Below are 13,911 nucleotides of genomic sequence, written 5' to 3' on the forward strand. Positions count from 1 at the left end.
GGATGCCCAGGGTGAGGCAGCGGCAATCTAGTGCTGAACTCCCAGCTGATTCAACAGCCTTTCCACCCGGCGCTTTATCTCGTCGCGGATCGGGCGTACGGCCTCAAGGGGTTGGCCCGCCGGGTCGGGAAGGGCCCATTCTTCGTAGCGGACTCCGGGCAGGATCGGGCAGGAGTCGCCGCATCCCATGGTGATTACCACGTCTACGGCTTCGAGCATGTCCAATGTCCACTGCTTCGGTCGTTCGGTGGCGATGTCGACGCCGCTTTCGGCCATGGCTGCGACGGCGGCGGGATTTACTTCTTCAGCGGGTTTTGAGCCGCCCGAGTAGACGTTGGCTTGGTCGCCCGCGAGGTGTTTGAAAAATCCCATCGCCATTTGTGATCGCCCCGCATTGTGGGTGCATAGGAACAGAACGGCCGGCGTTTTCATGCGAATTGGCGTCGGATGGCCAGGGAGACGTAGACCAGGCCGACGAGCACGGGCACTTCGATGAGGGGTCCGACGACGCCGGCGAGTGCCTGCCCGGACGCCGCGCCATAGGTGGCGATGGCGACCGCGATGGCGAGTTCGAAGTTGTTGCTCGCGGCCGTGAATGCCACGGTGGTGGTGCGTTGGTATCCGAGCCCGAGCACCCACCCGAGCACGTAGCCGCCCACCCACATGACCGCGAAGTAGACGAGCAGCGGCAGAGCGATGCGGGCGACGTCGAGCGGGCGGTGGGTGATCTGGTCACCTTGAAGCGCGAACAGGATGACGATGGTGAAGAGCAACCCGTACAGCGCCCACGGGCCGATCTTGGGCAGGAACGTCGCCTCGTACCAGCGGCGTCCCTTGGCGTTCTCGCCGAGTCGTCGGGACAGGTAGCCCGCCAGCAGTGGGATGCCAAGGAAAATGAGCACCGACTTGGCGATCTGCCACGGCGAGGTGCGGACGGTGGTCTGTTCCAGGCCGAGCAATCCGGGCAGGACCGACAGGTAGAACCAGCCCAGGACAGCAAACGTCGCGACTTGGAACAGCGAGTTGAGGGCCACCAGGACCGCTGCGGCCTCGCGGTCTCCACGGGCCAGGTCGTTCCAGATGATGACCATGGCTATGCAGCGTGCAAGACCGACGATGATCAGGCCGGTGCGGTACTCGGGCAGGTCAGGCAGCATCAGCCAAGCCAGTGCGAACATGACCGCAGGACCGAGCACCCAGTTCAGCAGCAGCGAGCACACCAACAACTTGCGATCGCCGGTGACGCTACCGAGCCGGTCATAGCGAACCTTGGCCAGCACCGGATACATCATGACGAGCAAGCCGAACGCTATAGGCAGCGAAATACCGTCCAGCTGAACGTGATTCAGCGCGGTATCCAAGCCCGGGACGAGGCGACCCAGCAGCAGGCCGGCGGCCATCGCGGAGGCGATCCAAACGGGCAGGAGCCGGTCGAGAAGCGGAAGCTTCTCGACAACGGCCGGATGTGTGCCCTGCTGCCCCGTCAGGGTCACGGAAGACGGCCTCCCGCTTCGGCGCTCTCGGCGTCGCTAGCTGGTGCGCTGCAGGCGCAGCCGCCGCCGTCGGCGTTCCGAGCGTCTTCTGGACTGCCGCCGAACGTCTCTGAGTCGGCCAACACGGTGTACACCTCCCACCTATGACCGCCAGGTCCGGAAACCCACACCTTGTCCTGCTTCGCGAAGCAACACGTCGTTCCGATTTCTTCTTCGGTGAACATCCCCTCATCGGTCAGGCGGGCGATCTCCGCGTGCACCGCGTCACTGGACTCGACTTCCACGCCCAGGTGATTGAGAGTCCCGCCCTGGCCACGGTTTTCGATGAGGACGAGCTTCAAGGGCGGATCGGCGACCGCAAAGTTGGCGTAGCCCGGTTTGACCTTCGCGGGCGGTGTGTTGAACAGCTTGGAGTAGAACGTGATCGCCTCGTCGAGGTCGTCGACGTTGAGAGCGAGCTGAGTGCGGGACATGATGGCCCCTTCCTACCTCTGTGACTTATGTCGAACTTACGGCAGCTCCGATATTGCCACCTTTTCGATATATGTCAAGAAGGTGTGGCATTATGGTTGGCATGCCGAAGACATTGCCCACCGTGGATGTATCCGCGCCGGTGTGTTGCTCGCCCGTCGCCGCCGGTCCCGTTGATGACAGCGCGGCCTTGGAGATTGCGTTGCGCCTCAAGGCGCTGGCCGATCCGGTGCGCGTCAAGCTCGTCTCTCTGTTGTTCAGCTCGGAGGCCGGCGAGGTGTGCAACTGCGATCTCGCCGCGGCGGTTGGCCTCGGCGAGTCAACCGTGAGTCACCATCTCTCGCAGTTACGGCGGGCAGGGTTGGTGGCGTCGGAACGGCGAGGCATGAACGTCTACCACCGGCCGCGGCGGGACGCCCTGGACGCCTTGCGAGCGGTGCTCGATCCAAACTGCTGCCGCTAACGCAGGTTGTGCGCCTCGGGTCAGCTCGGGGGCCGCGAGACGCATTGCGCCGAGTAAAGCTCCTCGCCCAGCTTCTCCATCAACTCCAGCTGCGTCTCCAGGTAGTCGATGTGTTTTTCCTCGTCCGCCACGATCTCCTCGAGGAGGTTGGCGCTGGTGCTGTCCTGCTTTTCGCGGCACATGATGATGCCGGGTTTGAGCCGGTCCATCACCTCGTATTCGATGGCCAAGTCGGCCTCGAACTGCTCGCGCAGCGTTTGGCCGATGCGTAGCGAGAAGAGGCGTTGATAGTTCGGCAAGCCGTCGAGCAGCAAAATGCGATCGGTGATCGCCTCGGCGTGGCGCATCTCGTCGAAGGACTCGGCGCGGGTGTGCTCGGCGAGCTCGGTGAAGCCCCAGTTGTCCTGCATCTTGGAATGCAGGAAGTATTGGTTGATTGCGGTGAGCTCGCTGGTCAACTGCTCGTTGAGCAGGCGCAAAACGTCCGGATCACCTTGCACGATCGCTCCTTAGGGGTATGAAGGCCGTCATGTCTGGGCGCGGCCGGCGGGCTGGGCTGAAGCACACCGTTCCGGGCTTGTAGCAGCACTTTGCCACGCCGATTTCGAATCTTCCAGCAAGGTATGGCTGCGCTCAGCAAGGTATGGCTGGGCTCAGAAGCATGACTTAGGTCACCTATCGTTAGGTTAGACTCGGCTAACCTAGTTAGGTTAGACTCCACTAACATGAGGCTGGTTCGCACGGCTTACGCGCGCACGCGGGGGATGCGCTGATGTACGTATGCCTGTGTGTGGGGGCCACCAATCAGACGGTGTGCGACGCGGTTGCGCGGGGTGCCTGCACGTCGAAGGAGATTGCCGCCGCGTGCGGGGCCGGCGCCGACTGCGGGCGCTGCCGGCGCACGTTGCGCGCGATCATCGAATCCGCGCGCCAACTCGAACCCGCGCGCTCGCGATAACCGGTCAGCGTTTGTTGAAGTCCGCCAGAGCGGCGGCGTTGGCCTGGGCGCCCATCAACTCGGCGAAATGGGCGTTTTCCCGCGCGCTGGCCGCCGCGATCTCCGGACGGATCGGTTCGACCATCGTGTGCTTGACGGCCATCAGGCTCGAAATCGGCCGTGCCGCAAGGATTTCGGCGTGCCGACGGGCCTCGGGCAACAATTCGTCCGGATCGCAGACCCGCCAGACCAGTCCCATCCGCAGCGCCTCTTCGGCATCGACCCACTCCGAGGACATCAGCAACCAGGCGGCGTTCTGCCGGCCCACCAGCTGCGGCAGCAGATACGAGGAAGCGGCCTCGGGCGCGACGCCCAGGCTGGTGAACGGGCATTTCAGGCGCGCGGTCGAGGACATGAACGCCAGATCCGCGTAGCCGAGAATCGTGGCGCCGATCCCCACCCCGACGCCGTTCACCGCGCAGATCAGCGGCTTCGGAAACGCGCTGAGCGCGTCGATCAAGCCGATGAAGCCATGCTTTCCCGGCGTGAAACCGGGGTCGGTGATCCGCGCCTGCATCTCGGCGAGATCGGTACCGGCGCTGAAGCCGCGCCCCGCGCCGGTCAGTAGGACGACGGCGACCTCGGGATCGTCGGCGGCGGCCCACAGCGCCTCGGCTGTCGCGTCATAGAGGGCTTCGTTGAAGGCGTTCAGCGCGTCGGGCCGGTTGAGCGTAAGCGTGCGTACCCGCTTGTCGTCGTCGATCTGCAGCGTCACGGCTGCAGCCTAACGGTTGGTGAATTCAGCCGTTGCTGTAGACGCGGGTCGGCGCGATCATGACCACGGCACGCCGCTCGGTGGCCATCACCCGGTCGTACTCGTCCCAGTCGTCGTGCGTGCCGCCCGCCGCCGTGAAGACGTCGCGGAGCAGGAGCCGCAATTGATCGGCGTCTTTCAGCCAGGGCTGCGCGTCGTCCGGGCCGGCCAGCTCGGCGCGGCCCTCGACGGTGGCCCACTGCCAACCGTTCTTGAACGTGACGGCGAGTTGCGGCCGCGCCCGCAGGTTGGCGAGCTTGACTTTGCCGTATGTGGTAAAGCCAAGGGACGGTTGGCCGGTGGCCGGATGCGGCAGCAGGCCGACGTTGACCAGCGAAGCCTGCACGCTCCCGTCGGCACGAACGGTGGATATCACCGCCAGACCGCTTTCCGCCGTCGCCAGCGCTACCGCGTCGTCGAGTGTCGTCATCCGCTGTCCTCACTTCCAAAGGGCGCCTTGAACACGTACCGGCTCGTGGGCACGGTGTCGATGTTCTCGTTGGCGCCAAATGCAGTTGTGCTGGCGACCATCCGGCTCACCCGGTCCTGCAGGTCTGCGTCATCTGCGGCACCGAAGAACGCCTTCAGGTCGATGATTGCCTCCGCGGGGAACAACTCTTCGACGATGCCCGAGATTCCCGGCGCGCCCTCGGTGAGCGTTCGTACCACCCAGTTCTGGGTGTAACCGAATGTCGACTGGGTTTCGATGGCGACCGAGGTGTGCTCGCGCTGCCAGCGCGTGAGCCAGGACTCCTGATCGAGGGCCGCGGGCCGGCGCAGCAGGGCGATGTTGGCCAAACCCGGTGTGCGAGTGCCGGATTCGACGGCCGGCGCGGCCAGCGGGACCGACTCCGTCACCAGGTACGCGCCCAGTAGTTCGCATTCCTTGGCGAGCAGGTCCAGCGCCGCCGCCGTCTGGTCGCCGTAGCACTGCTGGGTCCACAGGCTGACCACCGCGGCGACCGGCGGGTCCAGGGTCGTCAACGTCATCAGCGAGTGGCGCACCGCGGCGTCCCGGACATTGACCGACAACCCGGGCAGGCCCAGCCCCAACAGCGCGTCGGCGACGGGGCCCCGTTGGCGGGCGCACCAATCGTCGTCGGCTTCGGTGCGCATCAGTACGGCGATTACCTTCTCCATGGGCTGAACCTACCGTCGGAGGCCCCGGGTCCACAGGGCCGCTATTTGATCAGCCGGACCTTGTGCTCAGCCTTGATCGACTCGCCGATGATCCCGGCGAGCCGCCGATAGGATTCGTCGCGACCGCTCGAGGAACGGAACACCAGGCCTATCCGTCGACCGGGGCGGGGAGTCGCAAACTGCGCGAGTCCGAGTTGGCTGCGCGCGGCCTCGACCGGCGCCGCGCTCTGCGGGATCAGCGTGACGCCCAATCCGCCCGTCACGCATTGCACGGCGGTGGCCAGCGACGCGGCCCGGGTATCGGCGAGGTCGGCCCGCACGCCCGCCTTCTGGCAGACGTCCAGGGCCTGATCGCGCAGGCAGTGACCCTCGTCCAGCAAGAGCAGCGGCAGCTCCGCCAGCGCGCCGGTGGGCACGCGCTGTTTGCCCGAAAGCGGATGCCCGGGCGGCACCGCGAGCAGGAAATCCTCGTCGTAGATCGCGATCTCGGTGACGCCGGCCGCATCGGAGGGCAACGCGATCAGGGCGGCGTCCAACGCGCCGTCGCGCAGCGCCGCCAGGAGCCGCTCGGTCTGGTCTTCGATCACCCGCAGCGTGAGCGCGGGCAGGCGGCTCGCCAGCCCCGCCAACACCGACGGCAACACGTACGGCGCCACCGTCGGGATCAATCCCAACCGCATAGTGCCCTGCAGCGGGTCCGATGCCCCCGCGGCCGCGGCGCTGAAAGCCCCCATCGCCTCGACGACGGCCTGGGCGAACGGCAACAGCCGCATCCCCTCGGTCGTCACGCGCACCCGCCGCGTCGATCGCTCCACGAGACGGGTGTCGACGCCGGCTTCCAGCGCCGCCAAAGCCTGTGAGAGCGTCGACTGACTGACGCCGAGAGTGGTTGCCGCACTGCCGAAATGCTGCTTCTCGGCCACCGCGACGAAGGCACGTAGCCCGGCGAGGGTGGGCTGAAAACTCTTATCGGTCATACCTATTAGTGTAGTGGGATATATCACCTTTACTTTAGACCGAGCTCACGGCAACATTGGGAAAGACAACTAATCTTGATTAAGTCCAGATAAGGAGCGGACATGGCATTGCTGACGATTGGCGACCAATTCCCCGCCTACCAGCTCACCGCGCTGATCGGCGGCGACCTGTCGAAGGTCGACGCCCAGCAACCCGGCGACTACTTCACCACGATCACCAATGAGGACCACCCCGGCAAGTGGCGTGTGGTGTTCTTCTGGCCGAAGGACTTCACCTTCGTGTGCCCGACAGAGATCGCGGCGTTCGGCAAGCTGAACGACGAGTTCTCCGACCGCGACGCACAAATCCTGGGTGTCTCGATCGACAGCGAATTCGTGCACTTCCAGTGGCGCGCGCAGCACGAAGACCTCAAGCGGCTGCCGTTCCCGATGCTGTCCGACATCAAGCGGGAACTCGTCCAAGCCACCGGGGTGCTCAACGCCGACGGCGTCGCCGACCGGGTGACCTTCCTCGTCGATCCCAACAACGAGATCCAATTCGTGTCGGCGACTGCGGGATCCGTGGGGCGTAACGTGGACGAGGTGTTGCGCGTGCTGGACGCCCTGCAGTCCGACGAGCTGTGTGCGTGCAACTGGCGCAAGGGCGACCCGACGCTGGACGCCGGCGAGTTGCTCAAGGCCTCTGCCTGATCACCGGCCCTGACCACGATTGGAAGACGCGACATGACCGTAGAGACGCTCAAGGCTGCCCTGCCCGAGTACGCCAAGGATCTCAAGCTCAACCTGGGCTCGATCACCCGCAGCACCGTCCTGGACTCCGAGCAGCTGTGGGGCACCTTGTTGGCCAGCGCCGTGGCCACCCGAAACACCCAGGTACTCAACGAGATCGGCACGGATGCCGCGGAGAACCTGTCCGCAGAGGCATACCAGGCCGCGCTGGCCGCCGCGTCCATCATGGGCATGAACAATGTCTTCTACCGTGGCCGCGGCTTCCTCGAAGGCGCCTACGACGATCTGCGGCCCGGACTGCGCATGAATGTGATCGGCAATCCGGGTGTGGACAAGGCGAATTTCGAACTCTGGTGCTTCGCGGTGTCGTCGATCAACGGTTGCTCACACTGTATGGTCGCCCACGAACACGCGCTGCGCGAGGCGGGGATCAGCCGCGAGGCCATCCTGGAAGCGTTGAAGGCCGCTGCGATCATTGCCGGTGTGGCACAGGCGATTACCGCCTCGCAGACACTGGCGGCGGTCGGCTGATCGCCGCGACGTGACGCCGTCCTGGGTTTCCCACGCCATCTGGTGGCAGGTCTATCCCCTGGGGTTTGTCGGCGCGTTTCCGACGACCGAGCCGCCGGATCCCGCGGAACACCGGCTGCGGCGGTTGGTGAATTGGTTCGACCACGCCATCGCGTTGGGCGCGTCCGGGATCGCGCTGGGCCCGATTTTTGCCTCGCGCACACACGGTTACGACACGACCGATCACTACCGCATCGATCCGCGCCTCGGTGACGACGCCGACTTCGACTACCTCGTCGCCGAGGCGCACCGCCGCGGGCTGCGCATCCTGCTCGACGGCGTGTTCAACCACGTCGGCGTCGACTTTCCGCGCTATCGCGAGGCGCCGCACAACGACGCGGCGGCAGGCTGGTTTCGCGGGCGCCCGGGTCGATTCCACACGTTCGAGGGCCATTCCGAACTCATCACCCTCAACCACGACAACCCCGAGGTCGTCGCGTACACCGCCGACGTGATGGCACACTGGTTGCGCCGCGGCGCGGACGGCTGGCGCCTGGATGCGGCTTATATTGTGCCGCAACAATTCTGGGCCGCGACGCTGCCGAAGGTCCGCGAACTACATCCGGATGCCTGGTTCGTAGGCGAGCTGATCCACGGCGACTACGCCGCCGTCGTCGATGCGGCCAAGTTCGACTCCGCCACCCAATACGAGCTGTGGAAGGCCATCTGGAGCGCCCTCAACGACGGTAACTTCTTCGAGCTGGACTGGGCGCTGCAGCGACACAACACTTTCCTCGCCAGCTTCGCCCCGCTGACATTTATCGGCAACCACGACGTCACCCGCATTGCCAGCCGGCTGGAAAACTCCGCGCACCTGGCGCACGCGCTGGTGATCCAGCTGACGGTGGGGGGCGTGCCCAGCGTCTACGCCGGCGACGAGTTCGCGTTTCGCGGGGTGAAGGAAGAGCGCTACGGCGGAGACGACGCGGTCCGCCCGGAGTTCGCCTCTCCCCCAGTGCAATTGGACGCATTCGGCACCGACATCTGGGCGCTGCACCAATACCTCGTCGGGCTGCGGCGCCGCCACGCCTGGCTGCATTCGGCGTCGACCACCGCGCTGCGGCTGACCAACCGGCACTACGTCTACGAGACGCGCAGCGGCGAGAACGCCTTGCTGGTCGCGCTCAACATCGACGACGAGCCCCTCCAGCTGGCCCTGTCCGAACTCGGCCCGTACGAATTGGGCTGGGCTCGGGCCCAGGTTGTCGCCGGATCGGCGGCCCCGCCCCAGGACGTCGTGGAGACGGTGGCCGTCGAGGCGCACGGCTGGCGCATCCTGAGCCCGGTCTAGGAACGCCTCAACCGAGCCACGGTCAGCTGGTCTTCCTCGCCGTCGTAGTACCGATCGAGGAGCGCCACGAAGTCCCCGTTGTCCTCGGCCGCGCGGGCGAACAGCGTCATCGACGAACGCAGCTTGAGGTCGTCGGGTGAACCGAAGATCTCCGCGGCCGAACGCCCCTGTACCTCGTTGACCAGCCGGGTGCATTCGTGCAATCGCGGGCCTAGCGGGTCGTGGCGCAGATAGGCGCGGGCTTCCTCGAGGGAGGCGATGCCGTAGTGGTCCGCCATCGGGCTGCTGCCCAGGCCGCGAAGTTGCGGAAACACGAACCACATCCAGTGACCGCGCTTGCGCCCGTCGCGTAACTCCTCGACGACGCTGCGGTAGACGGGGGCCTGGGCGTCCACGAAACGCTTCAGGTCGAAGGGGTCGGCTGCCGACGCCATACGACTACGGTTGCACACATGGCGGTCAAACGGCGAGTGCCCAAAGTGCGCGATCTGGCACCGCTGATCCAATTCAGGAGACCCCGGTTCAACGCGACGAAACGGCGCCTCGACGCCGCCTTCACCATCGAGGATCTGCGGCGAATCGCCAAGCGGCGCACCCCTAAGGCGGCGTTCGACTATGCCGACGGCGCCGCCGAGGACGAGTTGTCGCTGCAGCGTGCCCGACAAGCGTTCCGCGACATCGAATTTCATCCGACGATCCTGCGCGACGTCAGCAACGTGACCGCCGGGTGGAACGTGCTCGGCCAGCCGGTTGTGCTGCCATTCGGGATCGCGCCGACCGGGTTCACCCGCCTGATGCACACCGAGGGCGAAATCGCGGGTGCGCGGGCGGCGGCCAGGGCCGGGATTCCGTTCGCGCTGTCCACGCTCGGTACCTGTGCGATCGAAGACCTCGTGGCCGCTGTTCCCCAGGGGCGGAAGTGGTTTCAGCTGTACATGTGGCGCGACCGCGAGCGCTCGATGGCGCTCGTGCAACGCGCGGCCGACGCCGGTTTCGACACCCTGCTGGTCACCGTCGATGTGCCGGTCGCCGGTGCGCGGTTTCGCGACAACCGCAACGGCATGACGATCCCGCCGACGCTGACGCTGCGAACCGTCCTCGACGCGGTGCCGCACCCGAAGTGGTGGTTCGATCTCTTGACCACCGAGCCGCTGGCGTTCGCGTCGCTCGATCGCTGGTCCGGGACCGTTGGCGAGTATCTGAGCACGATGTTCGATCCCAGCCTCACCTTCGCGGACCTGGAATGGATCAAGGCCCGATGGCCGGGGAAGCTCGTCGTCAAAGGTATCCAGACCCTCGACGATGCCCGCGCCGTCGTCGACCGCGGGGTCGACGGCATCGTGGTGTCCAATCACGGTGGCCGCCAATTGGATCGGGCCCCCGTGCCCTTCCACCTATTGCCCGTGGTCGCCCGCGAGCTCGGCAACGACGCCGAGATCCTGGTGGACACCGGGATCATGTCCGGCGCGGACATCGTCGCGGCGATTGCGTTGGGGGCGCGGTGCGCGCTGGTCGGGCGGGCCTATCTCTACGGGCTGATGGCCGGCGGTGAAGCGGGCGTCAACCGCGCCATCGAAATCCTGCAGACCGGAGTGATCAGGACGATGGGGCTGCTGGGTGTCACCTGCCTGGAGGAACTTTCGCCGAAGCATGTGACGCAGCTGCGGCGGCTGGGCCCCGTCGAGCGTTCGGACTGACGTGAGCGTGCGGCGAGCCGCACGTTCGATGTCGAACGTGAAGCCAGCCGCACGTTGGGCGCCCTAGCTGGCTAGCCGGCAGCGAAACCCGCCCGGAGTCCCCGCTCGATGTCGTCGCTCTGGCTCGCACCGCCGGCTGGGGGCGTCTGCTGGCAGTTGCAGGTCAGGCTGCCGAATATGTTTTGGTCCGACTGGCTCGGGTCGGCGCCGGCCGGCGCCGCTCCCGCAATAACAGAGCCGAGGATCGCAGCGCTGACAAGCATTTTCGTGATCATGTCGAAGACTCCTTCGCTGAGTAACCGGCTTAGACAGTTACATCTTGCTCCGCGACATGAAACCTGTCAAGGTGGTTACATGAAATTCGTCTACGTGAGCGGCCGGCGGTGCCTCGACTTCGCGGGCACGCTGAAATACCGCATGTCGGCACGCGAGGAACTGCTGACCGATCCCCGGCTGCTGTCGGACTGGGCGATCCAGGCGGGACTGCTGGACGACGCGATCGATGTCACCGACGACGAGCTCGTCGCGGCGATCGACCTGCGCGAGGCCAGCTACCGGACCGTCATCGCCCGGCTCGAGGGGCGCCGCCCCCAAGCCGCCGACGTCGAGCTGCTCAACGAATGGGCGTCGCAACCCCAGCTCGCGCCCCGATTGCTCCGCACCGGTGCCACCCGCCGCGAGGGCACCGTGCCGCGGCTGCTCGCGAGCCTCGCAGCGGATCTGCTCGACCTCATTGCCGGACCCGACCTCGAGAACGTCAAACGTTGCGCGCATCCCGGGTGCACACGCCTATACGTCGATTCGTCCAGAGCGAAAAACCGGCACTGGTGCGGGATGAGCACCTGCGGAAACAAGGTGAAGGTCCAGGCTTTTCGGGCGCGGCAGCGCGCGGCGGCCCGCTGACGCGGGGATCTACCCGGGAACAAACCACGTCCGACCAGGGTTGAGCGCAACAGACTAAACCTTTGGAGGACGAGTGTCTCAAGCCACATCAGTGCCGGTGCTGTTCGTCACCGACACCATCGTGTTGCCCGGAATGGTCGTGCCGATCGCACTGGACGACGCCGCGCGGGCGGCCATCGACGCAGCCCGGGCCAGCGATTCGGGGCAGCTGCTGATCGCCCCGCGGCTCGAGGACCGCTACCCATCCCACGGCGTGATCGCCAAGATCCTGCAAGTCGGCCGGATCGCCGGCGGTGGCACCGCCGCCGTCGTGCGCGGTGAGCGCCGGGCGCAGATCGGCGCCGGTGCGAGCGGGCCGGGCGCGGCGCTATGGGTCGAGGTGACCGAGGTCACCGAGGCCGAGCCGACCGACGACATCAAGGCGCTGGCCGCGGAGTACAAGAAGCTGTTGCTGGCCATGCTGCAACGGCGCGACGCCTGGCAGATCATCGACTACGTCAACAGCCTGACCGATCCGTCGGCGCTGGCGGACACGTCCGGCTACGCGTCCTACCTGACCGATGTGCAGAAGCGCCAGTTGCTGGAGACGGTCGACGACGCCGAGCGGCTGCGCGTGCTGATCGACTGGACCGGCGAGCACCTGGCCGAGGTCGAGGTCAACGACAAGATCGCCGAGGACGTGCGCGAGGGCATGGAGAAGACGCAGAAGGAGTTCCTGCTGCGCCAACAGCTGGCCGCCATCCGCAAGGAATTGGGCGAGGGCGAGCCCGACGGATCCGACGACTACCGGGCCCGCGTCGAGGCCGCCGACCTGCCCGAGAAGGTGCGCGAGGCCGCGCTGCGCGAGGTCGGCAAGCTGGAACGCGCCAGCGACCAAAGCCCGGAAAGCGGCTGGATCCGCACCTGGCTGGACACCGTGCTCGACCTGCCCTGGAACGTGAAGACCGAGGATTCGACGGACCTGGCGGCCGCGCGGGCGATCCTGGACGCCGACCACCACGGGTTGGACGACGTGAAGGACCGCATCGTCGAATACCTGGCCGTGCGCACCCGGCGCGCGCAGCGCGGGCTGCAGGTCGTCGGCGGCCGCGGCTCGGGTGCGGTGATGGTGCTGGCCGGTCCGCCCGGTGTCGGCAAGACGTCGCTGGGTGAGAGCGTTGCGCGGGCGCTGGGCCGCAAGTTCGTGCGCGTCGCGTTGGGTGGGGTGCGCGACGAGGCCGAAATCCGCGGGCATCGGCGCACCTACGTGGGCGCGCTTCCCGGCCGGATCGTGCGTGCGATCGGCGAGGCGGGATCGATGAATCCCGTTGTGCTGCTTGACGAAATCGACAAGGTCGGATCCGACTATCGCGGCGACCCAAGCGCGGCGCTGCTCGAGGTGCTCGACCCGGCGCAGAACCACACGTTCCGCGACCACTACTTGGATCTGGACCTGGACCTGTCCGACGTCGTCTTCCTGGCCACCGCCAACGTGATCGAGACCATCCCGTCGGCCCTGCTGGACCGGATGGAGCTCGTGGCTATCGACGGCTACACCGAGGACGACAAGGTCGCCATCGCCCGCGACTACTTGCTGCCGCGCCAGCGCGAGCGGGCGGCGCTGAACGACGACGAGGTCACCGTCACCGATGCCGCGCTGCGCAAGATCGCCGCCGACTACACCCGCGAACCGGGTGTGCGCCAGTTCGAACGCCTGCTGGCCAAGGCGCTGCGCAAGGTGACGACGAAGATCGCCGAGGAACCGGTGACCATCGACGAGCCCGATCTGGTCGATTACCTTGGCCGGCCGCGGTTTACGCCGGAGTCGGCGGAACGCACCGCGGTGCCCGGCGTGGCCACCGGCCTGGCCGTGACCGGCCTGGGCGGCGATGTGCTCTACATCGAGGCAGGCGCAACCGATGGCGAACCCGGTTTGCAGCTGACCGGTCAGCTGGGCGACGTGATGAAGGAGTCGGCGCAGATCGCGCTGTCCTACGTACGTTCGCACGCCGCTGAACTGGGTGTTGACCCCAAGGCCCTGGACCGTCGCATCCACGTGCACGTGCCCGCCGGGGCGGTGCCCAAGGACGGTCCGTCGGCCGGTGTCACGATGGTGACCGCGCTGGTCTCGATGGCCACCGGGCGTCAGGTCCGCTCCGACGTCGGCATGACCGGCGAGGTCACGCTCAACGGCCGCGTGCTGCCTATCGGCGGGGTGAAGCAGAAGCTGCTCGCTGCCCAACGTGCAGGGCTGTCAACGGTTTTCATCCCATCGCGCAACGAGCCGGATCTGGACGACGTGCCCGCGGAGGTGCTCGAGGCTCTGACTGTCACGCCGATGACCGACGTCGCCGAGATCGTCGCCCGGGCGCTGGAACCGGTGGCCGAAACCGCCACGGCCGCCGCCTGATACGGGGAAACGGCGCACCGGCCGGCCCGGGCCGTTA

The 13,911-nt window shown here is 66.4% G+C and carries 16 protein-coding genes and 1 pseudogene; 8 read left to right on the plus strand and 9 right to left on the minus strand.

Annotated features, from left to right (window positions below; translation table 11 throughout):
- Positions 1-27: 27 nt before the first annotated feature.
- Positions 28-1,493 (minus strand): annotated as a pseudogene (gene arsB / locus A5744_RS02365) (ACR3 family arsenite efflux transporter).
- Positions 1,490-1,966, minus strand: a complete 477-nt coding sequence (locus tag A5744_RS02370) for an ArsI/CadI family heavy metal resistance metalloenzyme (RefSeq protein WP_076058003.1) — start codon at positions 1,964-1,966, stop codon at positions 1,490-1,492. Before A5744_RS02370 ends, arsB begins: the two are co-directional and overlap by 4 nt.
- Before the next feature lie 101 nt (positions 1,967-2,067).
- On the opposite strand from A5744_RS02370, the gene A5744_RS02375 reads away from it, so the two are divergent.
- Positions 2,068-2,427 (plus strand): Rv2640c family ArsR-like transcriptional regulator, encoded by a 360-nt coding sequence (locus tag A5744_RS02375; protein WP_076058005.1) that lies wholly within the window; start codon positions 2,068-2,070, stop codon positions 2,425-2,427.
- Positions 2,428-2,447: 20 nt separating this feature from the next.
- Here A5744_RS02375 and bfr read toward each other — a convergent pair whose 3' ends face one another.
- Complete coding sequence (gene bfr / locus A5744_RS02380; RefSeq protein ID WP_076058007.1) at positions 2,448-2,927, minus strand: bacterioferritin; 480 nt, start codon at positions 2,925-2,927, stop codon at positions 2,448-2,450.
- A gap of 272 nt (positions 2,928-3,199) precedes the next feature.
- Between bfr and A5744_RS02385 the strand changes: the two genes are divergently transcribed.
- Entirely contained in the window at positions 3,200-3,385 is a 186-nt protein-coding gene (locus A5744_RS02385; RefSeq protein ID WP_076058009.1) for a (2Fe-2S)-binding protein, read from the plus strand.
- A gap of 4 nt (positions 3,386-3,389) precedes the next feature.
- Here A5744_RS02385 and A5744_RS02390 read toward each other — a convergent pair whose 3' ends face one another.
- The 4 genes from A5744_RS02390 to A5744_RS02405 are packed head-to-tail and all read right to left on the minus strand — an operon-like array spanning position 3,390 to position 6,295.
- Positions 3,390-4,139, minus strand: coding sequence for an enoyl-CoA hydratase-related protein (locus A5744_RS02390; protein ID WP_076058011.1), 750 nt, complete (start codon positions 4,137-4,139; stop codon positions 3,390-3,392).
- A gap of 25 nt (positions 4,140-4,164) precedes the next feature.
- On the minus strand, positions 4,165-4,608 hold the full coding sequence (locus A5744_RS02395; RefSeq protein WP_076058014.1) for a TIGR03618 family F420-dependent PPOX class oxidoreductase: 444 nt from the start codon (positions 4,606-4,608) through the stop codon (positions 4,165-4,167).
- Positions 4,605-5,318 (minus strand): hypothetical protein, encoded by a 714-nt coding sequence (locus A5744_RS02400; protein ID WP_076058015.1) that lies wholly within the window; start codon positions 5,316-5,318, stop codon positions 4,605-4,607. Before A5744_RS02400 ends, A5744_RS02395 begins: the two co-directional genes overlap by 4 nt.
- Before the next feature lie 41 nt (positions 5,319-5,359).
- Positions 5,360-6,295 carry a hydrogen peroxide-inducible genes activator gene (locus tag A5744_RS02405; RefSeq protein WP_076058017.1) on the minus strand — a complete coding sequence of 312 codons (936 nt, stop codon included), beginning with the start codon at positions 6,293-6,295 and terminating at the stop codon, positions 5,360-5,362.
- A gap of 102 nt (positions 6,296-6,397) precedes the next feature.
- On the opposite strand from A5744_RS02405, the gene A5744_RS02410 reads away from it, so the two are divergent.
- The 3 genes from A5744_RS02410 to A5744_RS02420 are packed head-to-tail and all read left to right on the plus strand — an operon-like array spanning position 6,398 to position 8,885.
- Positions 6,398-6,985 carry a peroxiredoxin gene (locus A5744_RS02410; protein WP_076058019.1) on the plus strand — a complete coding sequence of 196 codons (588 nt, stop codon included), beginning with the start codon at positions 6,398-6,400 and terminating at the stop codon, positions 6,983-6,985.
- 33 nt (positions 6,986-7,018) lie between these two features.
- Positions 7,019-7,555 carry an alkyl hydroperoxide reductase gene (locus A5744_RS02415; protein WP_076058021.1) on the plus strand — a complete coding sequence of 179 codons (537 nt, stop codon included), beginning with the start codon at positions 7,019-7,021 and terminating at the stop codon, positions 7,553-7,555.
- A 10-nt stretch (positions 7,556-7,565) separates the two neighbouring features.
- Positions 7,566-8,885, plus strand: coding sequence for an alpha-amylase family protein (locus tag A5744_RS02420; RefSeq protein ID WP_076058023.1), 1,320 nt, complete (start codon positions 7,566-7,568; stop codon positions 8,883-8,885).
- Here A5744_RS02420 and A5744_RS02425 read toward each other — a convergent pair.
- Positions 8,882-9,319: a DUF1810 domain-containing protein gene (locus A5744_RS02425; RefSeq protein WP_076058025.1), complete on the minus strand. Its 438-nt coding sequence runs from the start codon at positions 9,317-9,319 to the stop codon at positions 8,882-8,884. The two genes, A5744_RS02420 and A5744_RS02425, sit on opposite strands and share 4 nt — an antisense overlap.
- 18 nt (positions 9,320-9,337) lie before the next feature.
- Here A5744_RS02425 and A5744_RS02430 point away from each other — a divergent pair, with 18 nt between their 5' ends.
- A complete protein-coding gene (locus A5744_RS02430) occupies positions 9,338-10,582 on the plus strand; it encodes an alpha-hydroxy acid oxidase (protein ID WP_076058027.1) in 1,245 nt (414 codons plus the stop codon).
- Between the two features lie 71 nt (positions 10,583-10,653).
- Here A5744_RS02430 and A5744_RS02435 read toward each other — a convergent pair whose 3' ends face one another.
- The gene (locus A5744_RS02435) at positions 10,654-10,857 is read right to left on the minus strand and encodes a hypothetical protein (RefSeq protein ID WP_076058029.1); all 204 of its coding nucleotides are present in this window, start codon (positions 10,855-10,857) and stop codon (positions 10,654-10,656) included.
- A gap of 79 nt (positions 10,858-10,936) precedes the next feature.
- Here A5744_RS02435 and A5744_RS02440 point away from each other — a divergent pair, with 79 nt between their 5' ends.
- A complete protein-coding gene (locus A5744_RS02440) occupies positions 10,937-11,485 on the plus strand; it encodes an ABATE domain-containing protein (RefSeq protein WP_076058031.1) in 549 nt (182 codons plus the stop codon).
- A gap of 73 nt (positions 11,486-11,558) precedes the next feature.
- On the plus strand, positions 11,559-13,874 hold the full coding sequence (gene lon, locus A5744_RS02445; RefSeq protein WP_076058033.1) for an endopeptidase La: 2,316 nt from the start codon (positions 11,559-11,561) through the stop codon (positions 13,872-13,874).
- Positions 13,875-13,911 lie beyond the last annotated feature (37 nt).

Origin of the sequence: Mycobacterium sp. IS-1264, assembly GCF_001954195.1 — a bacterium.
Classification (GTDB): domain Bacteria; phylum Actinomycetota; class Actinomycetes; order Mycobacteriales; family Mycobacteriaceae; genus Mycobacterium.